This window comes from Streptomyces pyxinicus (genome assembly GCF_024753135.1).
Taxonomy (GTDB): Bacteria; Actinomycetota; Actinomycetes; order Streptomycetales; family Streptomycetaceae; genus Streptomyces; species Streptomyces pyxinicus.
On sequence record NZ_JANUGP010000054.1, the window covers coordinates 1 to 26,558 of the forward strand.

Annotated in this window: 28 protein-coding genes; 15 read left to right on the plus strand and 13 right to left on the minus strand. The window is 74.6% G+C overall.

Annotation, left to right across the window (positions count from 1 at the left end; genetic code table 11):
- Positions 1-146: 146 nt before the first annotated feature.
- Positions 147-530, minus strand: coding sequence for a nuclear transport factor 2 family protein (locus NX794_RS35060; protein ID WP_258783755.1), 384 nt, complete (start codon positions 528-530; stop codon positions 147-149).
- 284 nt (positions 531-814) lie between these two features.
- On the opposite strand from NX794_RS35060, the gene NX794_RS35065 reads away from it, so the two are divergent.
- The 4 genes from NX794_RS35065 to NX794_RS35080 all read left to right on the plus strand — a co-directional run bounded on the left by NX794_RS35065 (position 815) and on the right by NX794_RS35080 (position 5,226).
- Positions 815-1,225: a hypothetical protein gene (locus NX794_RS35065; RefSeq protein ID WP_258783756.1), complete on the plus strand. Its 411-nt coding sequence runs from the start codon at positions 815-817 to the stop codon at positions 1,223-1,225.
- Between the two features lie 82 nt (positions 1,226-1,307).
- Positions 1,308-3,644 (plus strand): ABC transporter ATP-binding protein/permease, encoded by a 2,337-nt coding sequence (locus NX794_RS35070; RefSeq protein WP_258783757.1) that lies wholly within the window; start codon positions 1,308-1,310, stop codon positions 3,642-3,644.
- 9 nt (positions 3,645-3,653) lie between these two features.
- Positions 3,654-4,214, plus strand: coding sequence for an SH3 domain-containing protein (locus NX794_RS35075; RefSeq protein ID WP_258783758.1), 561 nt, complete (start codon positions 3,654-3,656; stop codon positions 4,212-4,214).
- 94 nt (positions 4,215-4,308) lie between these two features.
- Positions 4,309-5,226: a serine/threonine-protein kinase gene (locus NX794_RS35080; RefSeq protein WP_428986020.1), complete on the plus strand. Its 918-nt coding sequence runs from the start codon at positions 4,309-4,311 to the stop codon at positions 5,224-5,226.
- Here the strand turns inward: NX794_RS35080 and NX794_RS35085 are convergent.
- Positions 5,223-6,494, minus strand: a complete 1,272-nt coding sequence (locus NX794_RS35085) for a streptophobe family protein (protein WP_258783759.1) — start codon at positions 6,492-6,494, stop codon at positions 5,223-5,225. The genes NX794_RS35080 and NX794_RS35085 overlap by 4 nt on opposite strands.
- A 209-nt stretch (positions 6,495-6,703) precedes the next feature.
- Here NX794_RS35085 and NX794_RS35090 point away from each other — a divergent pair, with 209 nt between their 5' ends.
- The 4 genes from NX794_RS35090 (at position 6,704) to NX794_RS35105 (ending at position 9,654) form a co-directional block, all read left to right on the plus strand.
- Entirely contained in the window at positions 6,704-8,008 is a 1,305-nt protein-coding gene (locus NX794_RS35090; protein WP_258783760.1) for a DUF6777 domain-containing protein, read from the plus strand.
- A 115-nt stretch (positions 8,009-8,123) separates the two neighbouring features.
- The gene (locus tag NX794_RS35095) at positions 8,124-8,576 is read left to right on the plus strand and encodes an ATP-binding protein (protein WP_258783761.1); all 453 of its coding nucleotides are present in this window, start codon (positions 8,124-8,126) and stop codon (positions 8,574-8,576) included.
- A gap of 94 nt (positions 8,577-8,670) precedes the next feature.
- Positions 8,671-9,063 carry a helix-turn-helix domain-containing protein gene (locus tag NX794_RS35100; protein ID WP_258783762.1) on the plus strand — a complete coding sequence of 131 codons (393 nt, stop codon included), beginning with the start codon at positions 8,671-8,673 and terminating at the stop codon, positions 9,061-9,063.
- Between the two features lie 108 nt (positions 9,064-9,171).
- Positions 9,172-9,654 (plus strand): VOC family protein, encoded by a 483-nt coding sequence (locus NX794_RS35105; RefSeq protein ID WP_258783763.1) that lies wholly within the window; start codon positions 9,172-9,174, stop codon positions 9,652-9,654.
- A gap of 11 nt (positions 9,655-9,665) precedes the next feature.
- On the opposite strand, the gene NX794_RS35110 is transcribed toward NX794_RS35105, so the two are convergent.
- Complete coding sequence (locus tag NX794_RS35110) at positions 9,666-10,568, minus strand: aminoglycoside phosphotransferase family protein (protein ID WP_258783764.1); 903 nt, start codon at positions 10,566-10,568, stop codon at positions 9,666-9,668.
- A 114-nt stretch (positions 10,569-10,682) separates the two neighbouring features.
- On the opposite strand from NX794_RS35110, the gene NX794_RS35115 reads away from it, so the two are divergent.
- Both NX794_RS35115 and NX794_RS35120 read left to right on the plus strand, forming a co-directional pair.
- Complete coding sequence (locus NX794_RS35115) at positions 10,683-11,477, plus strand: VOC family protein (protein WP_258783765.1); 795 nt, start codon at positions 10,683-10,685, stop codon at positions 11,475-11,477.
- Between the two features lie 34 nt (positions 11,478-11,511).
- Positions 11,512-12,231, plus strand: a complete 720-nt coding sequence (locus tag NX794_RS35120; protein WP_258783766.1) for a ribonuclease H family protein — start codon at positions 11,512-11,514, stop codon at positions 12,229-12,231.
- A gap of 22 nt (positions 12,232-12,253) precedes the next feature.
- On the opposite strand, the gene melC2 is transcribed toward NX794_RS35120, so the two are convergent.
- Positions 12,254-13,075, minus strand: a complete 822-nt coding sequence (gene melC2, locus NX794_RS35125; protein WP_258783767.1) for a tyrosinase MelC2 — start codon at positions 13,073-13,075, stop codon at positions 12,254-12,256.
- 35 nt (positions 13,076-13,110) lie between these two features.
- The gene (gene melC1, locus NX794_RS35130) at positions 13,111-13,503 is read right to left on the minus strand and encodes an apotyrosinase chaperone MelC1 (RefSeq protein ID WP_258783768.1); all 393 of its coding nucleotides are present in this window, start codon (positions 13,501-13,503) and stop codon (positions 13,111-13,113) included.
- Positions 13,504-13,842: 339 nt separating this feature from the next.
- On the opposite strand from melC1, the gene NX794_RS35135 reads away from it, so the two are divergent.
- The 5 genes from NX794_RS35135 (at position 13,843) to NX794_RS35155 (ending at position 18,805) form a co-directional block, all read left to right on the plus strand.
- A complete protein-coding gene (locus tag NX794_RS35135) occupies positions 13,843-15,027 on the plus strand; it encodes an FAD-dependent monooxygenase (protein ID WP_258783769.1) in 1,185 nt (394 codons plus the stop codon).
- Between the two features lie 102 nt (positions 15,028-15,129).
- Positions 15,130-16,617, plus strand: a complete 1,488-nt coding sequence (locus tag NX794_RS35140; RefSeq protein WP_258783770.1) for an MFS transporter — start codon at positions 15,130-15,132, stop codon at positions 16,615-16,617.
- Complete coding sequence (locus tag NX794_RS35145) at positions 16,614-17,198, plus strand: TetR/AcrR family transcriptional regulator (protein ID WP_258783771.1); 585 nt, start codon at positions 16,614-16,616, stop codon at positions 17,196-17,198. Before NX794_RS35140 ends, NX794_RS35145 begins: the two co-directional genes overlap by 4 nt.
- Before the next feature lie 66 nt (positions 17,199-17,264).
- Positions 17,265-18,248 (plus strand): aldo/keto reductase, encoded by a 984-nt coding sequence (locus NX794_RS35150; RefSeq protein ID WP_258783772.1) that lies wholly within the window; start codon positions 17,265-17,267, stop codon positions 18,246-18,248.
- A 56-nt stretch (positions 18,249-18,304) separates the two neighbouring features.
- Positions 18,305-18,805, plus strand: a complete 501-nt coding sequence (locus NX794_RS35155; RefSeq protein ID WP_258783773.1) for a DUF6328 family protein — start codon at positions 18,305-18,307, stop codon at positions 18,803-18,805.
- On the opposite strand, the gene NX794_RS35160 is transcribed toward NX794_RS35155, so the two are convergent.
- The 8 genes from NX794_RS35160 to NX794_RS35195 form a co-directional block, all read right to left on the minus strand.
- A complete protein-coding gene (locus tag NX794_RS35160) occupies positions 18,802-19,224 on the minus strand; it encodes an ASCH domain-containing protein (protein ID WP_258783774.1) in 423 nt (140 codons plus the stop codon). The genes NX794_RS35155 and NX794_RS35160 overlap by 4 nt on opposite strands.
- A gap of 31 nt (positions 19,225-19,255) precedes the next feature.
- Positions 19,256-19,912, minus strand: coding sequence for a DUF2238 domain-containing protein (locus tag NX794_RS35165; RefSeq protein ID WP_258783775.1), 657 nt, complete (start codon positions 19,910-19,912; stop codon positions 19,256-19,258).
- A gap of 74 nt (positions 19,913-19,986) precedes the next feature.
- Entirely contained in the window at positions 19,987-20,415 is a 429-nt protein-coding gene (locus NX794_RS35170; RefSeq protein WP_258783776.1) for an SsgA family sporulation/cell division regulator, read from the minus strand.
- Between the two features lie 107 nt (positions 20,416-20,522).
- Positions 20,523-21,494: an LLM class F420-dependent oxidoreductase gene (locus tag NX794_RS35175; protein ID WP_258783777.1), complete on the minus strand. Its 972-nt coding sequence runs from the start codon at positions 21,492-21,494 to the stop codon at positions 20,523-20,525.
- A 48-nt stretch (positions 21,495-21,542) separates the two neighbouring features.
- The gene (locus tag NX794_RS35180; RefSeq protein WP_258783778.1) at positions 21,543-23,108 is read right to left on the minus strand and encodes a serine/threonine protein kinase; all 1,566 of its coding nucleotides are present in this window, start codon (positions 23,106-23,108) and stop codon (positions 21,543-21,545) included.
- 143 nt (positions 23,109-23,251) lie between these two features.
- Positions 23,252-24,211, minus strand: a complete 960-nt coding sequence (locus tag NX794_RS35185; RefSeq protein ID WP_258783779.1) for a threonine/serine dehydratase family protein — start codon at positions 24,209-24,211, stop codon at positions 23,252-23,254.
- 93 nt (positions 24,212-24,304) lie between these two features.
- Positions 24,305-25,336: a polyprenyl synthetase family protein gene (locus NX794_RS35190; protein ID WP_258783780.1), complete on the minus strand. Its 1,032-nt coding sequence runs from the start codon at positions 25,334-25,336 to the stop codon at positions 24,305-24,307.
- Positions 25,333-26,373, minus strand: a complete 1,041-nt coding sequence (locus tag NX794_RS35195) for a tetratricopeptide repeat protein (RefSeq protein WP_258783781.1) — start codon at positions 26,371-26,373, stop codon at positions 25,333-25,335. Before NX794_RS35195 ends, NX794_RS35190 begins: the two co-directional genes overlap by 4 nt.
- Positions 26,374-26,558: the final 185 nt, after the last annotated feature.

Consider the following 26,558-nt stretch of genomic DNA (forward strand, 5'->3'; position numbering starts at 1 on the left):
GGGGGGGGGGGGGGGGGAGGGGGGGGGGGGGGGGGGGGCGGGGGGGGGGGGGGGGGGGGGGGGGGGGGGGGGGGGGGGGGGGGGGGGGGGCCGGGGGGGGGGGGGGGGGGGGGGGGGGGGGGGGGGGGCGCCCCCCCCCCGCCGTGTCACGCCCCCGCCGGCACCCGGTCCAGGAAGCCCAGCACCTGGCGGATGCGGCCCTCCGTGTCCAGGGTGACCACGTCGAAGCCGGCGACCGGGGCCGAGCCGTCCGTCTCGTTCACCAGCTCCCAGGCGAAGCGGGCGGTGTCGTGGTGGCCGTCGACCGGGCCGAGGGGGCGGAACACGAAGCCGGGGAACTGCTCGTGGGCCGCCGCGATGACGGCCGCGATGTCCGCGTGCCCGTGGACCTCGGCGAGGGGGTCGGTGTAGGTGCCCTCGGCGGTCCACGCGGCGGCGACGGCCTTCTCCACGGCGGCCGGTCCGGTGGCGTTCCAGGCCTCGAAGTAACGGGCGGCGGCGCTCTCGTAACGGTTTGTGGTCACGGACATGCGGGATCAGTCTCCATCGGGGTCGTCTCTCCTGGTCAGGGCCCGGACGCGGGCTGCGCCGGTCCGGTGTGACCACCCTGCCCGAGCCGCCGTACCGGGTCGATTACCTCTCACGTCATGCCCGGGACGGCCGTACGGAACGGGGTGTTCCGGTCAAAACGGATGGCGAATATGCCACCTAACTGGCCGGAAACCCGTGGTGACTCTGTGTCGGCAGTGGCGATACTCGAATGTCAGGGGCACTTCACCGCACAGGGCCGCACGAGGCGACGGGGGAGTGAGGCATGCACGACGAATTCCTGTGCCACGTCACGGCCTACGGCACCTGCGACGGCCGGCGCATCGGCGTACCGCTCGGCACCTACCGCGCGCCGACCCTGGCACTGGCGCTGTGGTGGCTGCGGGACCGGGCCTCCTGGATCGCCGAACGGCTCGATCCGAGCCCCGGCGAAACCCCGTACCCGGCGGGCGCCCTGGTGCCGGTCGCCGAGACCGTCGCCGACGTGCCCGCCCTGCTGCGCGCCTGGTGCGCCGACGACGTCCGGCAGGAGCTGGTCGCCGACGAACTGGCGGGCGGCCGGCTGGTGCGGATCGCCGCCCACGACGACACCACCGAGTACGAACTGCTCGCCGAGTCCGTCGACGCCCTGCGGATGCAGCGCACCGTCCCGGCGCTCGTGCTGCCCGTCGCCTGACGCGTGTCCACCCGCCGCCCGGTCACGGTCCGGCGCGTCGGGCGACGGGCGCACGCGTGAGCGAATCGGTAGAATTCCGGTCATGGCGGAGCGGCCTGCGGCCCCGACGGCGCCCGAGATCGTCCTGGAGACCGACACGGGATCCACGGTGATGAGCCCGGGCCAGGACTACCACGTCGGACGCGACCCGCTCAGCGACGTCGTCCTCGACGACACCCGGGTCTCCTGGCACCACGCCGTACTGCGCTGCGCCCACGACCACTGGACCCTCGCCGACGAGCACAGCACCAACGGCACCTACGCCGACGGCGTCCGGATCGAGCAGTGGGAGGTACGGCCCGGCAGCGAGGTCCGCTTCGGCAACCCCACCGACGGCCCCCGGGCTCTCCTCGCCGGCGCCCCCGCACCCGCCCCGGGCCGGCCCTCGTCGGTGTCGCTGCCCGAGCACACCGGCACCTTCCGCCGGCCCACCAGCGTCCACCCGCTGTCCGCCCGCACCGTCCGCATCGGCCGCGCCCCCGACAACGACCTGGTCGTGCCCGACCTGCTGGTCTCCCGCCGGCACGCCGAACTGCGCGGCCTTCCCGACGGCGGCCACGAGATCGCCGACCTCGGCAGCCACAACGGCACCTACCTCAACGGCCGGCCCGTCGACCGCGCCCCCGTCCGCACCGGCGACGTCATCGGCATCGGGCACTCCGCGTTCTGCCTGGCCGGCGACGAACTCCAGGAGTACGTCGACACCGGCGAGGTCTCCCTCGACGTACAGGACCTCACCGTCACCGTGGACGGCGGCCGCAAGGTGCTGCTGGACCACGTGTCCTTCCCGGTGGGGGAGAAGTGCCTGCTGGCCGTGGTCGGACCGTCCGGTGCCGGCAAGTCCACCCTGCTCAACGCCCTGACCGGCCAGCGCCCCGCCGACCGGGGCACCGTGCTCTACGACGGCCGCGACCTCTACCGCGACTACGCCGAACTGCGCCGGCGCATCGCCCTGGTCCCGCAGGACGACATCCTGCACCCCCAGCTCACCGTGCGCGCCGCCCTCACCTACGCCGCCGAACTGCGCTTCCCCCAGGACACGGCACGCGAGGAGCGGCGCGCCCGGGTGGCCGAGGTGATCCGCGAACTGGGCCTGGAACAACGCGCCGGCCAGCCCGTGCACAGCCTCTCCGGCGGGCAGCGCAAGCGCGTCAACGTCGCCCTGGAACTGCTCACCAAGCCCTCGCTGCTGTTCCTGGACGAGCCGACCTCCGGGCTCGACCCGGGCATGGACCGCTCGGTGATGAACATGCTGCGCGGCCTCGCCGACGACGGCCGCACCGTCATCGTCGTCACCCACAGCGTCCTCAGCCTCGGCGTCTGCGACCGCCTGCTGGTGCTGGCCCCCGGCGGCACGGTCGCCTACTACGGGCCGCCCGGCGACGCCCTCGCCTTCTTCGGATACGAGCAGTGGCCGGAGGCCTTCGAGGCCTTCGACCGGGACACCGGCCGCGACTGGGCCCGGGAGTACCGCGAGTCGCCGTTCCACCGGCACTACGTCGCCGAGGCCGGCACCCAGCCCCACCACCCCGGACCGGCCCCGGTCGGCCACGCCCCGCCGCCCCCACCGCGCGGCTGGGGCGCCCAGCTCGCCACCCTGGTCCGCCGCTACACCGCCGTGCTGAGCGCCGACCGCACCTTCCTCGTGATCATGGTCGCCCTGCCGTTCGTGATGGGCGCCATGGCCCGGGCCCTCGCGGGCAGCGCGCTCACCCGGGACACCGCGATGAACGCGCTGCTCATCCTGTGCGTCGGCGCCGTGCTGACCGGCGCCGCCAACGCGGTCCGTGAGCTGGTCAAGGAACGCGGCGTCTACCAGCGCGAACGCGCCATCGGCCTGCCCAGATCGGCGTACCTGATGTCCAAGGTGGTGGTGCTCGGCACGGTCACGGTCGCCCAGGCCGTTGTCCTCACCCTGGTCGCCCTGCTGGGCGTCGACCTGAACGCGCCCGGCGGCAAAGGCGTCCTGCTGCCGCCGCTCGCCGAGATCACCCTGACCGTCGCCCTGCTGGCGTTCACCGCGATGATGCTCGGCCTGCTGGTCTCCGCGCTGGTGCGCAAGGAGGAGGTGACCATGCCGCTGCTGGTGCTGGTCGCCATCGTGCAGGTCGTCTTCTGCGGCGCCCTGCTCCCGCTCGACGGCGTGCCTGGGTTGCAACAGCTGTCCTGGCTCGTGCCCTCCCGCTGGGCCCTCGGCGCGCTCGCCGGCACGGTGGGACTGGCCCGGACCGTGCCGGGCCGGCTCACCGCGGACCCGCTGTTCCGGCACGCCACCGGCGTCTGGCTGCTCGACCTGGCCATGCTGCTGGTGCTGTCCGCCCTCTACGGTCTCGCGGTCGCCCGGCTGCTGCGCCGGCACGAGCCCGCCGTGATGAGGTAGGGGGCCCCGATGAGCAAGGCACCCGGTCCCGGCTTCCGGCCCACGCACGTCGTCCCCCCGCACGGCCTACCCGCCTGGGAGGCCCCCGACCCGGCCCGGCCCACCGTCCCCCTCGACGGGCTGCTGCCGGTCCAGCTCGTGGAACGCAGCGGCGACTGGGGACACATCCGGTGCGCCAACGGCTGGGCGGCCTGGGTCGACGGCCGGCTGCTGCTCGCCGTACCCGCCGACCCGCCGCTCGCCGCCGGACCCGACACCGCCGCCGACCCCCGGCCGCTGCTGGACCGCGCGGCCGAGACCCTGGCCGGCTACCGGTCCGCGGTCGCCGGCCTCGCGGCCGGCGAGCTGGACGGCGAGGACTTCCGGGACCGCACCGAGGGCCTGCGGATCGGCATCGTCGTCGACGGCGAGTCGATGTGGGTCTACGACGCCCCGGAGCGGCGCTGGATGTACGGCGACGGACGGCGGCTGAGCACCTACGCCACCGACCGGGCGATCGCCCCGGCGGCCCCCGCGGACGCCCCGGGCCACGCCCCGACCCGCGCGGTCGCCCCCGAGGGCGGGCGCTGACGGTGTGCCGGGGTGAGCGCCGACGACGCACGAGACCGGCCTGTTCTCCGGGCGGCCCTCCGAACTCCTCGGCCGCCGGGTCGCGAACTACCTGGTGGAGAGCGAGATCGGGCGCGGCGGCATGGCCGTCGTCTACCGCGCCCGCGACCTGCGCCTGGACCGGACCGTCGCCCTCAAACTGCTCGCGCCGGAACTGGCCCGCAACGACACCTTCCGCCGCCGCTTCACCCACGAGTCCCAGGTGGCCGCGGCCATCGACCACCCGCACATCGTGCCCGTCTTCGAGGCGGGCGAGACGGACGGCGTGCTCTACATCGCCATGCGCTACGTCCCCGGCAGCGACCTGCGCCACCTCCTGGACGCCCGGGGACCGCTGCCGCTGCCGGACGCCGTGCGCATCATCGCGCAGGTGGCCTCCGCCCTGGACGCGGCCCACGGCCACGGCCTGGTGCACCGGGACGTCAAACCCGGCAACATCCTGGTCGCCGAGGGCACCGACAGCGACCATCCCGAGCACGTCTACCTCACCGACTTCGGGCTCACCAAGAAGTCGCTGTCCCTGACCGGCTTCACCAGCGTCGGCCAGTTCGTCGGCACCCTCGACTACGTGTCCCCGGAACAGATCTCGGGGCGCCCGGTCGACGGCCGCTGCGACGTCTACGGCCTCGCCTGCGTCCTGCACGAGGCCCTCACCGGCCGCCCGCCCTTCCGGCGCGAGGACGACATGGCGCTCCTGTGGGCCCACCAGTACGACGAACCGCCCCCGCCGAGCGAGGTGTGCCCCGACCTGCCGGTGACCGTCGACCCCGTCTTCGCCAAGGCCCTCGCCAAGAGCCCGGACGACCGGCACGACACCTGCCTCGGCTTCGTCGCCGCCCTGCGCGCCGCCGCCGCACCCTCCGCCCCCTTGGGCGAGGACCTTGCCGACGGCCGAACCGCCACCGAACCGGACCACACCGTCCCCCCGGCCGCCCCGCACCCGCCCTGGGCCGCACCCGTGTTCGAGCGCTAGGAGCCGCCGTTCACCCGCCCCCTGCGGTGCGCCGGGCCGGCGAGCAGGCCGCCGAGGAACCCGGCCACCAGCCCCCACAGCGCGCCGAGACCCACCGCCTGCCACAGCCGGGGCCGCAGCAGCACCTCGCCGGACAGGCCGCCGCCCAGGTCGCCGATGCCGAGCAGGGACAGCCCGTAGTGCGCCGAGATCCGGCCGGTCAGGCAGACCGCCAGCACCGTCAGGGCCAGCGCCACGCCCAGATGCAGGGCGTGCCGCCAGGGCCGGACGCGGGCCGGTGAGCGGGCCGCCGTCCAGAAGGCCACGGCGAGCAGCAGCACCGCGTCCACCACCGGCAGCCACCACAGCCGGCCGTCGTACGCGGTCAGGGTGCCCAGGTTCAGCTCGGAGACGTCCCGGGTGCGCAGGACCGCGTCCAGCACATGCGGCACCGGCAGCCCGAACGGCCCGTCCACCCGGCCGTCCCAGGTCGCCCCGAGCCCCAGGGTCAGACCGAGCCAGGCCAGGTTGGGCAGCCCCAGCAGGATCAGCGCGAGCGTCTCGGGGACGTGCCAGCGGGTGGCGGCCGTGACCAGCGCGGCGAGAAGGGCGACGGCGACGGCCCCGAGGAGCAGCAGCACCATCGCGTGAGCGGCCGGACGCACCGACTCCTGGAAGCGCAGCAGCCGCCCCGGCAACGGCGCCCGGCCCGCCACCAGCAGCGCCAGCACCAGCACCCCGGCCAGCCACAGCAGACCGAACAGCACGGTCAGCGGGGCGTCCGTGGTGAAGCCCACCTTCGGCGCCGCGTCGAACAGCCCGGCCAGATCGCTGAGCGTGCCGCTGCCCACGTCCACCGCGAACGTCTGCCGCGCCCCCAGCGCCAGCCCGATCAGCACCACCAGCCACACCACCGCGATCCGCGCCGCCCAGCCCGCCAGCTCCCGGGCCGAGGCGACCGCCCGGTACCGCAGCGGGCGCAGGAAACCCCCGCCGATCACCAGCGCGCCCGCCAGCGTCACGGACAGCGGCATCACCGTGAGCGCGGCGCCGGTCTGCGCGAACACGCCCGCGTTCCCGGCGAGTTCGACGCCGCCGCCGACCGAGGTCACCAGCGTGGCGGCCACCACCCTCGGAAAGGCGCCGTCCGGCAGGTCCGCGGCCCCGGCCGCCCACAGGCCCAGCGCCGCCACCAGCACCATCACGGCCAGCGCGGTCAGCACCGCGGCCAGGGCCTGCGGCCAGCCGTGCCGGGGCACCGGCCGCTCGGAGACGGGGGGAGGGCTCACCCCAGCCACGCTAGGCAGCACCGGCCCCCCGCGCCCGCCGGGTGGGCCGTCCGCGTCGGCTTGCGAGCCCGGCGGGACTGCTGCACACAATGAGAGGTGAGAGCGCATCCGCCAGCACCCCGCGGGATGTGACGGCGAGCAAGCCGCGTATCGCGATGTGACTGCGAGCTGGCCGCGTATCGCGAGGATCGCGACGGGAAGAAGTGCTCGTGAGCGTCGAACCTCCGTCCTCCGGCCATCCCACCGGCCCGCCCTCCGGGCCGCTGTCCGGCTCCGGCCGGCCGCCCACCGGACCTCCGCCCGCGCGGCCGCCCGCCGGTGGCACCGAACCCGGCGGACCCCACGTGCCGTGGTGGAAGTCGGTGCCCCGCGTGGTCGCCGTCACCGCCGCCGTCGTCGCGGCGGCGGTCCTCGCGGTGGTCCTCACCCGGCCCGGCGGTGGCGGCTCCGCCCAGGGCGGCGAGGTCTTCCTCCAGTCCGCCGGCAGCGCGGGCCAGGACCCGTACACCCAGTCCACCGCGCGCCAGAGTTCACCGCCGCCCGCCTCCACCGGCTCGGACATGCCCACCACCGGCGCGGCCAACGAGGTGCGCGGCGTCGACGGCGGCGCGGCCGGCCTCTACAGCGGCACCCGCAACGCCCCCGCCTGCGATGTGGAACGCCAGATCAAGTACCTCCAGGCGGACTCCGCCAAGAACCGCTCCTTCGCCTCCGTCGCCGGTGTCCGGCCGTCCGACGTGCCCGACTACCTGCGCTCCCTCACCCCCGTGCAACTGCGCGTCGACACCCGCCTCACCGCCCACGGCTACCGCGACGGCCGCGCCACCACCTACCAGGCCGTCCTCCAGGCGGGCACCGCCGTCCTGGTCGACAGCCACGGAGTGCCCCGGCTGCGCTGCGCCTGCGGCAACCCGCTCACCCCGCCGGTCGCCCAGCACGGCACCCCCAAGGTCACGGGTGAGCGCTGGTCCTCGTACCGGCCCTCGCACGTGGTCGTCGTGAACCCCGCGCCCGAGCCGGTGAAGGTCTTCACGCTCTACGACACCCGGCACCGCGACTGGATCCACCGGAAGTCCGGCGACCACGCCGGCCGGCACGACGAGCCGACGAAGCCCCCGGCCGACCCGCACCCGTGGAACCACCCGCAGCCGGACCGGTCGAACCCGTCCGCCCCGTCCTCGACGGGACCGTCCACGTCGTCGTCGCCCGCGGCCCCCTCGTCGCCCTCCTCCGAGGAACCCGGATCGAGCGCACCGGGATCGACGCCGCCCGGGAACAAGACGTCCGGGAACGAGACGCCCGAGACCAGGACGCCCGAGTCGCCGCCCGGGTCCGAGGCGCCGGGACCGAAGACGCCGGAGACCGGGGAGCGCGAGTCGAAACAGCCGGAGTCCCGGCCCGAGTCGCCCCCGCGGTCCCAGGGCCCCGAGTCCCCGCCGGCCTCCGAGGAACCCCCCGCGCAGTCCTCTTCGGTACCCTCGTCCGCACCCGGTGCGCTCACGTCCACGACGTGACTCTCGCCACTGTGCGCGCTCGGCGAACACGTCGAGTGGACTGGGCGGCCCCTGTCGGGGTACGAGGACTGGTGCAACAGCTACCGGCCGGGCCGGGCTCATCGAGAGAGACAGCATGACCGAACACCTGGGCGGGGCAGTGATACCGACTGGTTTCGACGTACCCGTGGAGCCGCTGCGCCGCGCCGCGCACTACACCGGCGAACCCGGGTGCATCGCCGAGGCACGCGCCTTCGCCGCCCAGTTCCTGGAGCAGCTGAGAACCGAGTGGTGCGCCAGCGCCGACAGCCGGGCCGACGGTGAGCTGCTGCTGATGGTCAGCGAGCTGGTGACCAACGCCGACCGGCACAGCAGCGGCCCGTACATCCTGGAGCTGGAGGGCACCGCCCGTGCCGTCATGGTGTCCGTGTACGACAGCAGCTCCACCCTGCCCCGCCGCTACCCCAAGGACCCCCAGCGGATCGGGCGGCACGGCCTGGAGATCGTGCACGCCATCGCCGCCGAGGTGACCGTGGAGCGGGTCCCCGTCGGCAAACGGGTCCGGGCCCGCTTCGACCTCGGCCGCTGACGGACCGGCGGGGCAGCGTCCCCGGCCGCCGATTCCCCTCAGGGCGCAACGTGGGCCCCTTGCCCCCCGCGCCACGGCTTCTAGGCTGATCCGGATGAGCGACCAGGTGAGCGACGAAGCCCGCGTGATCCCGCTGCGACCCGTGCCCGCCCGCCGGGACGAGGCCAGGCCCGACCCCGGACCCAGGGAGCCGCTGTGGCGCGACCTGGTCGGCGAGGTGCTGCGCCGCGAGCGCCGGGCCCAGGACCGCACGATCAAGGACGTGGCCGACGCGGCCCGGATCTCGCTGCCCTATCTGTCGGAGATCGAGCGCGGCCGCAAGGAGGCCTCCTCGGAGGTCCTCGCCGCCGCCGCCCACGCGCTCGGCCTCGGCCTGGGCGACCTGCTGGCCCTGACGCACCGGGAACTGGCCCGGCGCACGGCCCGGCCCGCCCGCCCGGCCACCCCCGCCCACCGCGTCACGAACACCCTCCGCCTCGCCGCCTGACCGGGCCCCGGCCGGTGCGACCGATGAGTTTTCGACGGGGGAACAGTCTCCTCGTACGGCTCTCGTGAGAGCCGTACGACGACCGTGTCCCGCGCCCGGGAGGTACCCATGACCACCGACGGATTCACCACGTGTCTCTGGTTCGACGGCCAGGCCGAGGAGGCCGCGCACTACTACGTGTCCGTTTTCAAGAACTCCGGCATCGAACGGATCGGCCGGCACACCGAGGCCGGACCCGGGGAAGCCGGGTCCGTGCTCACCGTCGAGTTCACGGCCAACGGGCAGCGGTTCGTCGCGCTCGACGGCGGCCCCCGGTTCACGTTCAACGAGGCGGTCTCGTTCCAGGTCATGTGCGCCGACCAGCGCGAGATCGACCACTACTGGGCCAGGCTCACCGAGGACGGCGGCGAGGGCGGCCCGTGCGGCTGGGTCAAGGACCGGTACGGCCTCTCCTGGCAGGTCGTCTACGCCCGGCTGCCCGACCTGATCCAGGACCCCGACCAGGAGAAGGCCGCCCGCACCATGCGGGCCATGATGGGCATGGGCAAGCTCGACGTCGCCGAGCTGGAGCGGGCGTACGCCGGGGAGTGACCGGGCCGCCGCTACCCGGCCACGATCTCGGCGATCACGTGCCGGGAGTTCTCCGCGAGCGCCGGGTTGGTGTCCCAGTAGTACGGCAGCGCCACCAGCGCGATCGACAGCGCCCAGCCCCGCCCGCGCGCCCACTCGGCGTCGCCGGCGCCGACGGCCGCCCGGAACACGCCCCGGGCGGCCGCCGGCAGCAGGTTCCAGGCCACGATCAGGTCCACGGCGGGATCCCCGGCCCCGGCGGTCCCGAAGTCGATGACGGCGGCGAGCCGGCCGCCGTCGACCAGCACGTTGCCCGGCGTCAGGTCCGCGTGCGCCCACACCGGCGGCCCGGTGTGCTCCGGGGCATCGAGGGCCTGCCGCCACCGGGCCAGGACCGCGCCCGCGTCCACCCGCGTGCCCAGCTCGGCGACGGCCGCGCGGGTCTCCGCGTCACGCTCCCGCAGCGGACCGGCCCGGTACCCGGCCGGCGCGTCCCGCACGGGCACCCGGCGCAGCGCCCCCACGAACGCCCCGAGGTCCCCGGCCAGCCCCGCCGGGTCCTCGACCGCCCCCGCCGCCGGGTTGCGGCCCGCCAGCCAGCGGTAGACGGACCAGGGCCACGGGAAGCCCGCGTCCGGCTCGCCCACCCCCACCGGCTCGGGCACCGGCACCGGCAGCAGCGGCCCCAGCAGCGGCAGCCAGCGCTGCTCGTGGGTCACGTCCGGCACCGCACCGGGGCGCCGGGGGAGCCGTACGACCAGGTCGGGACCGAGGCGGAACATGGCGTTCTCGGTGCCCGAGGACGCCAGACGCCGCACCGGCAGGCCGGCCCAGTGCGGGAACCGGCGGGCGACCAGCCGGCGGACCAGCGGCTCGTCCAGGTCGGGCTCGTCCGCGTGCATACGCCGCGGCCGGCGGCTGTCCACGTCACTCATGACCGCCATCCCAGCGCCCCGACGGGCTCGCCGTCCACGGGATTTCGCCGCGCGGACCGGGCGAGCGGTGGCTAGCGTGGGGCGGGGGAGCCGGCCGAGCGAGAGGGGCGGCCCATGACCGGGTACGTCGAGGGAACACCCTGCTGGGCCGACGCGATGTTCGGCGACCTGGAGGGGGCGAAGCGGTTCTACGGCGAGGTCCTCGGCTGGACCTTCGGCGAGAGCTCGCCCGAGTACGGCAACTACACGCAAGCCCGGGTGGACGGCCGGGCGGTCGCCGCGGTCGTCCCGCCGATGCCCGGACAGGAGGGCCGGTCGCAGTGGTGCCTGTACTTCGCCTCGCCGGACGCCGCCGCCACCGCGGCGAGGATCCGGGACAACGGCGGCGAGGTGCTGCTGGACCCGATGCGGGTCGGCGACTTCGGCACCCTGTGCCTGGCCCGGGAACCCAGCGGGGCGGTGTTCGGGGTGTGGCAGCCCGGCACCCACGAGGGCTTCGAGACCGTCGCCACGCCCGGCGCCTACTGCTGGGCGGAGGTCTTCACCCGGGAGCCGGAGAAGGCCGACGTGTTCCTGTCCGCCGTCTTCCCGTTCCGGATGAAACAGCTGGCCGATCAGGCCGTCGACTTCCGCCTGTTCGACATCGGCGGTCGGACGGTGCTCGGCCGGATGCGGATGACGGACGACTTCCCGCCCGAGGTGCCCTCGTACCTCAACGTCTACTTCACCGTGGACGACTGCGACGAGGCGGTGGCCCGCGCCACCCGGCTGGGCGCCGTCCTGCGCTTCGGCCCGATGAGCAGCCCCTTCGGCCGGTTCGCCGCGCTCAGCGACCCGCAGGGCGCGGACTTCTCCGTGATCGACGTCACCACCACCGAGGGCGAGATGCCCCCGACCGCGGACGTCTGACCGGGCCCGGAACGCGGGCCCGCCCGGCCATGGCATGATCGGGCGCATGCGTGAACGTGTGGTGGCCGCGTGCGACGGGGCTTCGAAGGGAAACCCCGGACCGGCCGGATGGGCGTGGGTGGTCGGCGACGGCGACGAGCGGACCCCGGTCCGCTGGGAGTCCGGGCCGCTCGGCCGGACCACCAACAACGTCGCCGAACTGACCGCCCTGGAGCAGCTGCTGGCGGCCGTCGAAGCGGACGTGCCGCTGGAGATCCGGATGGACTCCCAGTACGCGATGAAGGCCGTCACCACCTGGCTGCCCGGCTGGAAGCGCAACGGCTGGAAGACGGCGGCCGGCAAACCGGTCGCCAACCAGGAGCTGGTGGTCCGCATCGACGAGCTGCTCGCCGGCCGCAGCGTCGACTTCCGCTACGTCCCGGCCCACCAGGTCGACGGCGACCCGCTGAACGATTTCGCCGACCGCGCCGCCAGCCAGGCCGCCTCCGCCCAGGAAGCGGCGGGCAGCGCCCTCGGCTCGCCCGAGCCGCCGCCCTCGCCCGACACCCCGAAGGCCTCGGCCCCGCGCCGGAAGGCGCCCCGCCGCACCGGCGGCGGGGCGACGTCCACCCGTGGCGGCGGCGCGTCCGCCCGCACCATCAAGGCGAAGTTCGCCGGCCGCTGCCTGTGCGGCCGTTCCTACGCCGCCGGCGAGTCCATCGCCAAGAACCCGCAGGGCTGGGGCCACCCGGAGTGCCGCACCGCCGAGGCCTGAGCGGCGCCCCGGCGGCCGGACGTCAGCTGTCGAACGTGTAGAACTTCGTGTGGTCCAGCAGGTCCGCCGGCCGCACGTCGTTCCACGGCTTCATCGTCTCGTTCAGGTCCACCACGTCCGGCGTGCCGCCGGCCGGCACATAGCCGACGCCCGGGTGCCGGCGCTGCCACTCGGCCCACAGCTTGTCGACGAAGGCGTGGTGCAGCCAGAACACCGGGTCGTTGGGGGAGACCCCGGTGGCCATCTGCCCGCCGACCCACACATGGACCCGGTTGTGCAGGTTGACCCCGCGCCAGCCCTCCAGGTGGTTGCGGAACCCGTCGGAGGCGCTGTTGTACGGCGCCATGTCGTACGTCGCCATCGACAGCACCGACTCCACCTCCGCCGGGGTCGGCAGCTCGCGCACGCCCGCGCCGAGCGAGCGGCGCAGGAACGTACGGCCGTCCACCCGCACCCCGAGCGGCCACTTGCCGCCCGACGCGGCGAACGGGCCGTCCATCACCCGGCCGTCCGAGCTGCGCCCGTCGCCGCCGAGGAAGTCCGGTGCCCACAGCGAGGCGCGGACCGTGCGGTCGGTGCTCCAGTCCCAGTACGGCAGCGCCACCGAGGCGTCCACCGCCTGGAGCGCCCCTTCGAAGTCGAGCAGGAATCTGCGGTGCCAGGGCAGGAAGGAGGGGGAACGGTGGCCGGTCCGTTCGCCGCTGTCGGTGTCGGACATGATGAACGCGTTGTGCGTGCGCACGAACTCGTCGTAGCGTCCGCTGCGCTTGAGTTCGAGGACCGCGTTGACGAAGCGGCGCTTCTCGTCGGTGGTCAGGGCGGCCTGGTTCTTGCGTACGGTCATGGTGCGGGGTGCTCCGTGGATCCTTGCGGGGGCGGTCAGTTGGCGGGGAACGGCAGCAGCGGCGCGCCCTGGAGCTCGTCCACCGCGGCGCGGGCGGCGGCGCGCGGGCTCGCCACCGGGTCGTAGTGAGTGACGACGCTGATCCAGGTGCCGTCGGCGTTGCGCATCAGGTGCAGCCGCACCCCGTCCACGAACACCTCGTAACCGCCGCCGTGTTCGTGGTGGTGGCCGCCCCCGGCCGCCGGGCGGCCCTGTATACGGCGGCCCTTGTAGACCTCGTCGAAGGTGTCGGCGGTGTCGTGGCCGCCGTGGTCGTGGCCGGTGGTGGTGCCCGCCGAGACCGGGGGAGCGAGGACGGCGGCGGTGCCGGCCGTCGCGGCGAGGGCTGCCGCCGCGGTGAGCGCGCGGCGCCGGGTGAGGTCGGACATACGGGTCCTCCTGGAGGGTGTGCCGGTGGTGTCGACGCATGCCTACCGGGGAGTAGCCGAGCGGCGGAAATCGTCCGGAACCGGTTGGCTGCGATCCGGACAATTGGCCACATGCCGTACAGAGTTGAACCAAGATGATCTTGTTGCGGCGAGGTGCCCGGCCGGGCCGGAACGGGGAATTCCTTGCCGGGCCGCCCGTGTTCCGCGTGATCCTTCGCGCGCGCCGTCCGTCCGAGTGGCGCGGCTCACCACGGCAGACTGACGCGATAGCGCGACCCGGCCGTCCTGCTACCCTGCGATGCCGATCAACTACGCAAAGTGACTTCAGGGGTGTGTGCGGTGAAGGTCGTCTGTGCCGGGGGAGGGCCCGCGGGGCTCTACCTCGCGATCCTGCTCAAGCGGCAGGACCCGTCCCACGAGATCACCGTCCACGAACGCAACCCCGAGGGCTCCACCTACGGCTGGGGCGTCACCTACTGGCGCGGCCTGCTCGACCGGCTCCACGCGCACGACCCCGAGTCCGCGCGGGCGGTCGAGGAGCACTCCGTGAGCTGGCGCGAAGGTGTCGCCCATGTCCGCGACCTGTCCACCCGGCACCGCGGCGACCAGGGCTTCGGCATCGGCCGGCAGCGCCTGCTCGACCTGCTCGCCGACCGCGCCCGTGCCCTCGGCGTACACCTGGAGTACGAGAGCGAGCTCACCGAACCCCCCGCCGACGCCGACCTGGTGGTGGCCGCCGACGGCGTGCACAGCGCCCTGCGCGGCCGACACGCGGCCCACTTCGGCACCCGGATCGTCCCGGGCCGCAACCCCTACATCTGGCTCGGCACCACCCAGGTCTTCGACGCCTTCACCTTCGCCTTCACCGAGACCGAGCACGGCTGGATCTGGGCCTACGGCTATCCCTACAGCGGCGAGCACAGCACCTGCGTCGTCGAGTGCGCCCCCGAGACCCGCACCGGTCTCGGCCTGGACCGCGCCGACGAGGGCGAGGGCCTGGCCCTGCTGGAGAAGCTCTTCGCCGACGTCCTCGACGGCCACCCCCTGATCGCCCGCGGCGGCGCCGCCTGGCCGCGGTTCGGCACCCTCACCAACCGCGTCTGGCACCACGGCAACCTCGTCCTGCTCGGCGACGCGGCCCACACCACCCACTACTCCATCGGCGCCGGCACCACCCTCGCCCTGGAGGACGCCATGTGCCTGGCCGCCGCCCTCGCCGACCACGTCACCCTGCCCGAGGCCCTGGCCGCCTACGGGGAGCGGCGCCGGACCGAACTGCTCTCCGCGCAGAGCGCCGCCCGGCACAGCGCCCAGTGGTACGAGAACCTGCCCCGCTACATCCACCTGCCCCCGCACCGCATGTTCGCCCTGCTCGGCCAGCGCCACTCGCCCCTGCTGCCGTACGTCCCGCCCCAGCTCTACTACGGCCTCGACAAGGCCGCCGGGCGGCTGGAGGCGCTGCGCCGGCTCAAGCGCTGGCTCGGCCCGCGCGCCGCCCGCGCCCTGCACGCACGCCGGGGCTGACCGGCGTCCCGGCAAGCGGGACGGTGAGGTTGGGTGAATAGCCATTCACTCGATAGGGTGAATGGCTATTCACCCTGCCGTCCCGCCGTCCCAGGAGCGCCGATGGACCAGCCCGCCCGGATACCCTCGCGCCCCGGCACCACCGTGTCCCGGCTGCGCGACCGGCTCACCATCCCGGTCCTGGCGTCGGGCGGCATCCTGATGGCCGTCATGCAGACCGTGGTCGTCCCCCTGCTGCCCGACCTCCCCCGGCTCACCGGGTCCTCGCCGGCGGCCGTCTCCTGGACGGTCACCGCGACCCTGCTGTCCGGCGCCGTCCTCACCCCGGTACTGGGCCGCGCCGGCGACATGTACGGCAAGCGCCGGGTCCTGGTCGGCGCGCTCGCCCTGATGACCCTCGGCTCGGTGCTGTGCGCCCTGTCCTCCGACATCGCCGTGCTCATCACGGCCCGCGCGCTCCAGGGTGCCGCCGCCTCCGTCGTCCCGCTGTCCATCAGCATCCTGCGCGACGAACTCCCGCCCGAGCGGCGCGGTTCGGCGGTGGCGCTGATGAGTTCCACCGTCGGTATCGGCGCCGCCCTCGGCCTGCCGCTGGCCGCGCTGGTCGTCCAGTACGCCGACTGGCACACCATGTTCTGGCTGACCAGCCTGCTCGGCGCACTCGGTGTCTCGGCCACCTGGTGGGCCGTCAAGGAGTCGCCCGTACGCGAGCCCGGCCGCTTCGACGTGCTCGGCGCGCTCGGGCTGGCCGTCGGCCTGGTGTGCCTGCTGATGGGTGTCTCCCAGGGCGGCGAGTGGGGCTGGGCGAGCCCGCGCGTCCTCGGCCTGTTCCTCGCCGCCGGTGCCGTCCTCGCCCTGTGGTGGTGGCAGCAACTGCGCACCGCCCGGCCCCTGGTGGACCTGCGCCTGGTCAGCCGGCCCCGGGTCGGCCTGTCCCATGTGGCCGCGCTGCTCACCGGGTTCGCGTTCTACGCCAACTCGCTCGTGACCGCCCAGCTGGTACAGGCGCCGAAGGCCACCGGCTACGGACTCGGCCTGTCCATCGTCGCCACCGGCCTGTGCCTGCTGCCCGGCGGCGTCACCATGCTGCTCTTCTCGCCCCTGTCCGCCCGGATCTCCGCCGCCCGGGGCCCCCGCGTCACCCTCGCCCTCGGTGCTGCCGTCATCGCCTGCGGCTACGCCGTCCGCATCGCCGACAGCCGCGACCTGTGGATGATCATCCTGGGCGCCACGGTCGTCGCCACCGGCACCACCCTCGCCTACTCGGCGCTGCCCACCCTCATCCTGCGCGCCGTCCCCGCCGCGCAGACCGCCTCCGCCAACGGCGTCAACGTCCTGATGCGCACCATCGGCCAGGCCACCTCCAGCGCCGCCATCGCCGCCGTCCTCGTGCACCACAGCAGCCCCCTCGACGGCACCCCGGTGCCCACGCTGCACGGCTACCTGCTGGCCTTCGGGATGGCCGGCGCCGTCGCCCTGGTCGCCTGCGCCGCCGCCCTGACCATCCCGGGTGACGCGCCCGCCGCCGGCCCTCTTCCGGTCCCGGCCGCCGCCCCGCGGGCGCGCGACGAGGCGCTGGAGGGAGCATGAGTGCCGTGAGCACTCCATCCGACACTCCCGCGCGCCGCGACGCCGAGGCCACCAAGGCGGTGATCCTCAGGGCGGCCCGCCACCTGCTGGCCCGGCACGCGCACGCCGACATCACCCTCAAGGCCGTCGCCGAGCGGGCCGGCGTCAGCCCGCCGCTGATCCTCAAGTACTTCGGCAACAAGGACGCCCTGTTCGCCCGCGTCATGTCCTTCGACACCGACGCCGACGCCCTGCTCGACGCCCCGCTGCCCGGCCTCGGCCGGCATATGGTCCGGCACGTCCTGGCCAGCCAGCGCGAGCGGGGCGCCGACCCGCTGCTGAGGATCGCCTTCGCCCCGCTGCACGGCGACCACGGCGACGTCCTGCGCGCCAACTTCCGCGCCCAGGTCACCGACCGCCTCGCCGCCCGGCTGACCGGCCCCGACCCCGGCCTGCGCGCCGAACTCGCCGTCGCCGCCCTGGTCGGCCTCGGCGTGATGTACGGCATCGCCCGTGGCGAACGCCTGCGCGAGGCCGCCCTCGACGCCATCGCCGACCGCTACGCACCGCTCGTCCAGGCCCAGTTGACATCTGCGGCGTAGTGCCGGCGCGGGCCGGCCGGAACGGCTCGCTCCGCACGATCCGGCACCGGGTGACACACTGGCGCCATGGACGAACGCGTAATCGGCAGGTCGGGTCAGTGGGCATCGGTGGTCGGCCTCGGCACATGGCAGCTGGGCGCCGACTGGGGCGACGTGGACGACAAGGAGGCACTGGCGGTCCTGGAGGCGGCGGCCGAGTCCGGGGTCACCTTCTTCGACACCGCCGACGTGTACGGCGACGGACGCAGCGAGGAGACCATCGCCTCCTTCCTGCGCGGCCGTCCCGACCTGCACGTCCTGGTGGCCACCAAGATGGGCCGCCGCGTCGAGCAGATCCCGGCGAACTACGTCCTCGACAACTTCCGGGCCTGGAACGACCGGTCGCGCCGCAACCTCGGCGTGGACCGCGTCGACCTGGTGCAGCTGCACTGCCCGCCCACCCCCGTCTACGCCGGTGACGAGGTCTTCGACGCCCTCGACACCCTGGTCGAGGAGGAGCGCGTCGCCGCCTACGGGGTGAGCGTGGAGACCTGTGCCGAGGCGCTCACCGCGATCGCCCGGCCGAACGTGGCCAGCGTTCAGATCATCCTCAACCCGTTCCGGATGAAGCCGCTGCGCGAGGTGCTGCCCGCCGCGCGCGAGGCGGGCGTCGGCATCATCGCGCGCGTCCCGCTCGCCTCCGGACTACTGTCCGGCACGTACACGAAGGACACGGTGTTCGCGGCCAACGACCACCGCACCTTCAACCGGCACGGCGAGGCCTTCGACCAGGGCGAGACGTTCTCCGGCGTCGACTACGCGACCGGCGTGGAGGCCGCCGCCGAGTTCGCCGCGCTCGCCCCCGAGGGCTACACCCCGGCCCAGCTCGCCCTGCGCTGGATCATCGAGCAGGACGGCGTGACCACGGTGATCCCCGGCGCCCGCACCACCGGGCAGGCTCGGGCCAACGCGGAGGCCGCCAAGCTGCCGCCGCTCGACGCCGGGACACTCACCGCTATCCGGGAGCTGTACGACCGCCGTATCAAGGACCAGGTCGAACACCGCTGGTAGGGCCGCTGATGAAGCCCGCCGTTTGAAGCGGTGAACGGGCGGTTACCCGCAAGCGCATGACGCGGGAAGAACGGCGCCGGGGGCGGGACGAGACCGAGGAGGAACGGGCGGACCGGATGTGGGGTGAACTCATCCAGGAGGTCCGGGTCGCCCAGACCGGCGTACAGATCCTGTTCGGCTTTCTGCTGACCGTGGTCTTCCAGCCGAAGTACACCCGGCTCGCCGACGTCGACCAGGTCATCTACATCGTGACCGTCGTCCTCGGCGCCTGCGCGACCGGCGCCCTGATCGGCCCGGTGTCCCTGCACCGCCTGGTGTCCGGGCGCCGGGTCAAGCCGCAGGCGGTGCGCATCGCCTCCCGGCTGACGTTCGTCGGGCTGGTGCTGCTGCTGGTCACCATGACGTCCGCCCTGCTGCTGATCCTCCGGGTGGCCACGCACGACGCCTACGTGCCCTACCTGGTGGCCTCCGTCGTCGCCTGGTACCTGGTCTGCTGGTACGGCCTGCCCCTGTGGGCCCGCCACCGCTACACCAGCCGCACCGACGAGCGGGACTAGGCGGGCTCGTCCACCACGCGGAAGCGTTCGGCGACGACGAGCGTGGCGCCGTCGATGACAGGGGCGCGCCCCAGGAACTCGCGCACGCCCTCGCCCCGGAAGAACTCCTCATGGGCCTTTTGCCACTGTGCGGCGTCGGCGTAGCCGCGGCCCTCGGCTCGCGCGAAGTCGTCGTCGATCTCCGCCATGGGAACGACCCGTACGTCGACGAGCTGGATCGTGACGGCCGGACGGCCCTCGGAGTCCCGGACCGAGAACCGCTGACCGGCCCGCGGCACCGCCTCCCCGGCGTGCTCGTAGATCTCCAGGAGGCCCGTGAGCGCGGTCTTCCGGCCGCTCAGGACCGCGGCCACGCCCCGGTCGCGTTCCGGTCCGGGGAAGGCGAGTTCGAGAGCCGGAAGGTCTTCGTCGTGTCCCATCGGGAGAGGGTACGAAGCCCGGACGCCGTGATCAACGGTTCCCGCCGGCCGCCTCCAGCGCCCGCAGCTGCCGGTCGTGCAGGCGGCTGAGCAGCAGGAGCGAGAGCACCGAGCCGATCAGGGCGCAGAACATGTCCCACTGGGTGTCCCAGACGTCGCCCTGGGTGGCGAGGAAGGCGTCCGCGCCGTGGCCGCCGATCTCCGCCGCCAGCCACTCCAGCAGCTCGAAACAGGCGCTGAAGGCCAGGCAGGCGCAGACCGTGAGCGGCGCCAGCCACCTGCTGCCGCGCAGCGGCGAGGTGCGGCTGAGCAGTTCGCGCACCAGGATCGCCGGCACGAAGCCCTGCATCAGATGCCCGAAGCGGTCGTACGGATTGCGGGCGAGGCCGAAGGTGTCGCGCACCCAGTCGCCCGCCGGGACCTGGGCGTAGGTGTAGTGGCCGCCCATCGCCAGCACCAGGGTGTGCGCGGCCAGCAGCGCGCAGAGCAGCCCGGTCAGCGGGAAGCGCCGCCACAGCAGCACCACCAGGGGCAGTCCGACCAGGGCCCACACAGTCTCCAGGAACCAGGTGGTGCGGTCCCGGACACCCCAGGCCGACACGGCGAGTCCGGCGGCGGCCACCCCCGCGAACACGGCGGGCGGGACGCGGCGCGCCACGGGGTGGGGGAGGGGGTGCACGGACGTCACGGCGGGACTCCTCGGCTCGGGTGGCGTGGGAGCCCCATCGTGGCGTCGGCCGGGGACCGCGGGCATGAGTACGGCTACTCAGCCCCGGAGAGGATCTCCTCAAGCAACGCGTCGACGGGGACGCTCTCCTGACCGGCCGGCACCACCTGGTAGGTGTCGCGCAGGAAGGCCCCGATCGCGGGCGCCCAGGCGAACACCACGGCGTGGTGCCGGGTGCCGTCGGGCCGGTGGTCGCCGAGGAACTCCATCCGCAGCTCCTGCCACACCCCGTCGGCGGCCGGCCGCAGCCGCACGTCCCCGACACCGGCCGGCCCGCGCAGCCCCTCGGAGAGCATCTCCCGGTCCAGCCGCCAACTGGCCAGCACGTGCCCGTCGTGCCCGAACACCGCGGTGACGGCGAACGGGTCGTCGGCGTCGTAGCTGAGGTGCGCGAGCACGGAGCACCGCTCGGTGCCTTCCGCGCGGAGCTGTACCACCAGGGTCTTGTGCACGAGCGCGTTCACGCGAGGGCCTCCGGGAACAATCGGCGTAGAGCCCTCTAGTACCCCCGTTCCGCCGGGAATGCGCACCCGGGTGATCCGACGCACCCGGGTGCCCGATTCCCCGGTGGTCAGCCGAACGCCTCGCGCAGCGACGGCAGCAGGGTCTTCGCCGACCAGTCCAGGAACTCCGGCTGGGTGTCGCCGCCGATCTGCACCAGCGCGATCTCCTCGAACCCGGCCTCGGCGTACGGCCGTACGGCCTCCACGAAGGCCTCCGGGTCGTCGCCGCACGGGATCGAGGAGGAGACGTCGTCCTCGGTCACGAACTGGGTCGCGGACTCGAAGGAGTCCGGGTGCGGCAGTTCGGCGTTGACCTTCCAGCCGAGCCCGAACCAGCGGAACTGGGAGTGGGCGCGCTTGATGGCCGCGTCCCGGTCGGTGTCGTAGCACACCGGGAGCTGGCCGACCCGGGGCTTGCCGGCGCCGCCGTGCCGGTCGAAGGCATCCAGCAGGCCCGCCTTCGGCTCGGTCGCGATGACCAGGTCCGCCAGCTCCCCGGCGAGCTTGCAGGACTGCTCCCCGGAGACGGCGAGCCCGATCGGCGGCGCCTGGTCCGGCAGGTCCCACAGCTTGGCGGACTCCACGTCGTAGTGCTGCCCGTGGTGGGTGACATGGCCGCCCTCGAACAGCGCGCGAATGATCCGCACCGCCTCTTCCAGCATCTCGTGCCGTACGTCCACCGGCGGCCAACCGCCGCCCACCACATGCTCGTTGAGGTTCTCGCCCGCGCCGAGGCCGAGCCGGAAGCGCCCCTCGGACAGCAGTTGCATGGTGGCCGCCTTCTGCGCCACCACGGCGGGGTGGTAGCGGACCAGCGGGCAGGTCACGTAGGTCATCAGCGGGATCCGCGAGGTCGCCTGCGCGGCGGCGCCCAGCACGCTCCACGCGTACGGGGCGTGTCCCTGCGAGCGCAGCCACGGGAAGTAGTGGTCCGAGGTCACCGAGAAGTCGAACCCGGCGTCCTCCGCGCGCACCAAGTGGTCCACCAGGTCACGGGGGCCGGCCTGCTCGGTCATCATCGTGTATCCGATTTGCACCATAACGAGCGAGTCCCCGGGAAGGCCGCCGGGAAACGGCCCGGGTCGCGATCAGTCCCGGGGTGGCCGAAAGGTGCCGAGGACCGTCCGCAGCGCCAGTCGGCTGCCCGGGTCGTGCCAGGCCGGGGCCGGGGTGGTGAAGCGCAGCGAGAAGCCCCGCCCGCCGCCCAGCAGGGCGCCCCGGCCGAAGGTGCGGGTCCGGGACGTCCCGGCACCGGCCAGCCACTCGATGTCGGCGGCCCGGCGGCCCTGGTAGGCGGTGGCCCGGACGGCACCGACGCGCCGGTAGCCGGGCAGCCGCCGCAGGCCCGGCTCCACGTCGTGCCGCCACACCGCGACCGGGTCGGGGCCGACGCGGGTGCTGTAGGTGACGGCGAGGGCGGGGGAGGCCGCGCGCCCGCCGAAGGTGACGCGGTAGGCGGCACCGGCCCCGCGCGAGGTGGCCAGCCGCCGCCACCCCTCGGGGAGCGCCACGGAGAACCCCTCGGGGGCGGTGTAGCGCCGGTAGCCGGCCGGCAGGGCGGGGGAGGCCTCCTCGGTGGGGCCGGACGGCGGGGAGCCGGGCTCCCCGGTGGGGCCGGTCGGCACCGGGGTCGGCTTGCCTGCGGCGCCGGTCGGGGCGGTGCTCCGGTGCGGGGCGCCCGCCGTGCCGGTGCCGGGCAGCACCCCGGTGGCCGCCAGCACGCCCGCCGTGACGGCGAGCGCGGCCAGCGCGCCGCCGGTGCCCAGCGCCCCCCGGCGGACACCCGCCGGCAGGCCGCCCCGGTACACCGGCCGCCCCCGAGGAGCCGGGAGGGGTTCGGGGTCCTCGGCAAGCGCCCGGGACAGCGCCTCCTGCGCCGCAGGGCAGGTCAGCCGCTCGACGGCGCTCTTGCGCAGCAGCCCGAGCACGGCCGGGGTCAGCGGGCCCGCGCGCAGCGGGGTGCGCAGCGGCAGCCGCTCCACGGCGCGCAGCGTGGCCTCCGGGCGGCCCCGGTCCCGGAACGGCCGGCGGCCCTCGACCATCGTGTACAGCAGCGCGCCCACCGCCCACAGGTCGGCGGCCGGCCCGACGCGCCCGTCCCCGGCCTGTTCCGGCGCGGCGTACGACGGCGCCGTCAGCCGGGGCAGGGGGGTGGCGCCGGCCAGCCCGAACCCGGCGACGACCACCGGGCCGCCGGCCCGCACGAACACCTGGCCGGGACTCAGCTCCCCGTGCGTGAGGCCGGCCTCGTGCGCGCGGCCCAGCACCTCCAGCAGCTCAAGGCCCGCCTCCGCCGCGCGTACGGCGTCGAAGGAGCCCTCGCGGTCCAGGAGTTCGCCCAGCGGTGAGCCGTCGATCCACTCCACGACCGTCCACAGCCCGTCCCCGTCCACCACCGCGTCCACGACGGCGGCCACCCGGCCGGGGCAGAGCAGCCGCATCGTCTCGGAGGCCCGCACCAGCCGGGCCGTGATCCGGCGCGCGGTCTCCTCGTCGCAGGGTTCCGGGAGGGTGGTGCGCGACACCAGCCGGGGCCGCAGCGCCGTCACGTCCTCGGCGTACCACCACACGCGGTGCGTCTCCCGGCCGAAGACCTCCAGCAGCCGGTACCGCCCGGCGACCACCTCGTGTGCGCAGCCCCGCGTCCCGCCCATGCCCCTCCTTCGCCGCCACCCCCGTCCGGTGTCTCCCAGGGGTACGAAGGGTGTGCCGGGGCGCGTTCAAAGAAGCGGCGAGTCCGCCGCCGTTCCTGTCCTCCGGTCCATCCCCCCGCACATTCGTGCGAGGCCGGATCAGGTCACCACAGCCCGAACCGCCCGGCGAGGCCCGCGAGTTCCGCCGGGGTCGTGTTGCCGCCGCAGACCACGAGCCCGAGCCGCGCGCCGGCGCCGACCCGGGCCAGCACCTGCCGGGCCGCCGGCAGCAGACAGCCCGCGGCCGGCTCGGCCCACACCTTGGCGTGCTCGGCGAGGTCCAGGCAGCCCTGCACGGCGTCCCGGTCCGGGACCACCAGGACCCCCTCGACCAGCGCGGCCACATGGTCGTACGTCAGCTGTGCCACCGAGGGCGCGCTGAGCGTGGAGACCAGCGACGACACCTCCACCGGCACCGGGCCGCCCGCCCGCAGCGCGGCCGACATGGCCTCGGCGCCCTCGGTCTCCACGCCCCACACCCGCACCCCGGGCCGCAGGGCGCGCAGGGCCGCCGCGACCCCGGCGATCAGCCCGCCCCCGCCGATGCTGACCAGGACGTCCGTCAACTCCCCGGCGTCCTCGGCCAGTTCCACGCCCACGGTGCCCTGGCCGGCGATCACCACCGGGTCGTCGAAGGGGTGGACCAGAATCAGGCCCTCGTCCCGCAAGACCGTCACCAGCCGGAAGGCGCTGTCCATCCCGTCGGTCAGCCGCACCGAGGCGCCGGCCTCGCGGACGATCTCGACGGACCGCGCGGGCGCCGTCCGGGGCATCACCACGGTCGCCTTCACGTCCAGGCCCGCCGCCGTCACCGCGAGCGCGATGCCGTGGTTGCCGCCGCTGACCGCGACCACGCCCGCCGCCCGCTCCGCCCCGCTCAGCGACAGCAGCTTCGCCGTGGCGCCGCGCGCCTTGAACGAGCCGGTGCGCTGGAGCAGTTCGAGCTTGGCGGTGACCGGCGCGCCGAGCAGCGAGGTGAGACCGGGGCTCGGCACGGTCGGGGTGCGCACGACGTGTCCCGCGATCAGCTCGGCGGCGGACGCGATCTCCGAGATGCCGATCACCGTGCCTCATCCTCCCGGCGCGGGGACGGGAACCGCGCCGGACGCACCTTCACCCGCCGGGACGGCCCAGGTCAACGCCGTCCCGGATCCTGGTTACCGGACGCGGTGCACCAGGAACTCCAGCAGCCGGTCCAGTTCCCCGGCCGCCGCGCCCGCCGGAGCCGCCTCGGCGAGCAGCGCTCGGGCCGCCGACGTGTGGGCGCGGGCCTCGGCCAGGGTCGCCGCCCGGCCGCCCGCCTCCTCGATCAGCGCGGCGGCCTCGCCGGCCCGCGCGGCCGAGCCGAGCAGCCCGGACAGCCGCCGGCCCGCGGGGGAGCCCAGCGCCACCAGCACCGGGAACGTCTTCTTGCCCTCCCGCAGGTCACCGCCGGCCGGCTTGCCGGTGACATCCGGGTCGCCCCAGACGCCCAGCACGTCGTCGACGAGCTGGAAGGCGACGCCGAGATGCCGGCCGGCCCGGTCCAGCGCGGTCACGGCCGGCTTCGACGCCCCGCCGAGCGCCGCACCCAGCGCGAGCGCGCAGCCCAGCAGCGCGCCGGTCTTGCCCTCCGCCATCGCCCGGTACTCGGCGGGCGTCACCCGCCGCGGGCCGGTGCCGGGCCGGGCGGCGAACAGCAGGTCGTCGGCCTGCCCCCGCACCAGATCGGTCAGGGCCGCCGACAGCAGCCGGACGGCGCCGGGCCCGCGCGGCGCGGCGGCGAGGGTGTCCACGGCGAGCGCGAACAGCGCGTCCCCGGCGAGCACGGCGGGCCCGGTGCCGTACGCCTTCCAGCCGGCCGGGCGGCGGCGCCGGGTGGCGTCGCCGTCCATGATGTCGTCGTGCAGCAGCGAGAAGGCGTGCACCAGCTCCACCGCGACGGCGGCCGGGACGCCCGCCCGCGCGTCGGCGCCGGCCGCCTCGGCGCCCAGCACCGCCAGCGCCTGCCGCACCCCCTTGCCGCCCGGTGCCGTGGCGGGTGCCCCGCCGACCTCGCACCAGCCGAAGGAGTAGCCGGCCATCTCGGCCAGCCAGGGGTGCAGTCCGCCGACCGCCTCCCGCAGCGCCGGCTCGACCAGCGTCCGGCAGCGGGCGAGGGTGCCGGGCGCGGACAGCGGCGCCCGCACGGCCGTGGGCAGCGCGGTCACCGTGCCGCCTCCGGCTCCAGGCCGAACTCCCGCTGCGCCCGGGCAACCATCTCCCGTACGTGCTTGAGCCCGCCACGCTCCACCGACCGGGCCAGCTCCGCGAGTTCGGCCGCCGTCTCGGCGCGGTCGCGGCCGAGCCGGGCCAGCGACTTGGCGAGGCCGAGCCGGGACAGCGCCTCGCCGCGCGGCTCGCTCATCGCGCGGAACTCCTTGAGCGCCAGCTCGTACAGGTCCCTGGCCTCGGCGTAGCGCCCGGCCCGGAACAGGACGTTGCCGCGCATCTTGTGGTTGTAGGCGAGCGCGCTGGAGAGGTTCATCTCCCGGCAGGTGGCCTCCGCCGCCGACAGCAGCTCAAGGGCCCGCCCGGTGTCGCCGTCGCGTACCGAGAGCACGTCGGCCAGGCCGCGCAGCGCCCACGCGTGCCCGCGCCGGTCCTCGGCCCGCCCGGCTATCTCCGCGGCCTCCTCGAACAGGGCGTACGCGCGGTCGTAGTCCCCGGTGTTGCGGTGCATCTGCGCGATGCCCTCCAGCGCCCACACCGTGTGCCGGGCCTCGCCGCGTTTGCGGGCCTCGGCCAGCAGCTGTTCGTGCAGCCGGCCGACCGCCTCGTAGTCGCCCTGGATGCGGCCGGTCTCCGCGAGGCCGGCCAGCGAGTAGCCGCGCACCACGACGTCCCCGCCCCGCTCGCCGAGTTCGGCCGCCAGCTTCAGCAGCCGCCAGGCCAGCGGGAACGAGCCGCGCTGACGGGCCAGTGTGCCGCCGCTCCACAGTGCCCAGGCCATGGCCGCGGTGTCGTCGGCCTCGCGCGCGGCCCGGTAACTCGCCTTCCAGGCCTGGTCGGCCTCGCGTATCCGGCCGAGCCGCCGCTGGGCCTCGGCGACGGCGAGCCCGCAGCGCGCCACCTCGTCGGGGCGCCCGGACCGCTCGGCCTCGCGCAGCCGCTCGGTGCCCTCGGCCAGCACGTCGACCAGCGAGGAGTTCACGGACAGGGTGGTCAGGGCGCCCTGGTACTCCGGGGCGAAAGCCTTGCCGTACATGCGTACCCTTCTATACACGATATGTATACACGGAGTGTATACATATCGTGTATAGCGTCTCGGAAAAGTGCCCCGGCCGATCCGGGCCGGGGCTCGGTCTGTTGTGGATCAAGACGCGGGCACGGCGGGGCGGGTGGGCCGCCCCCCCCGTTCAGTTGTTAAAGGTTAGTGGTTCTGTGCCCTCT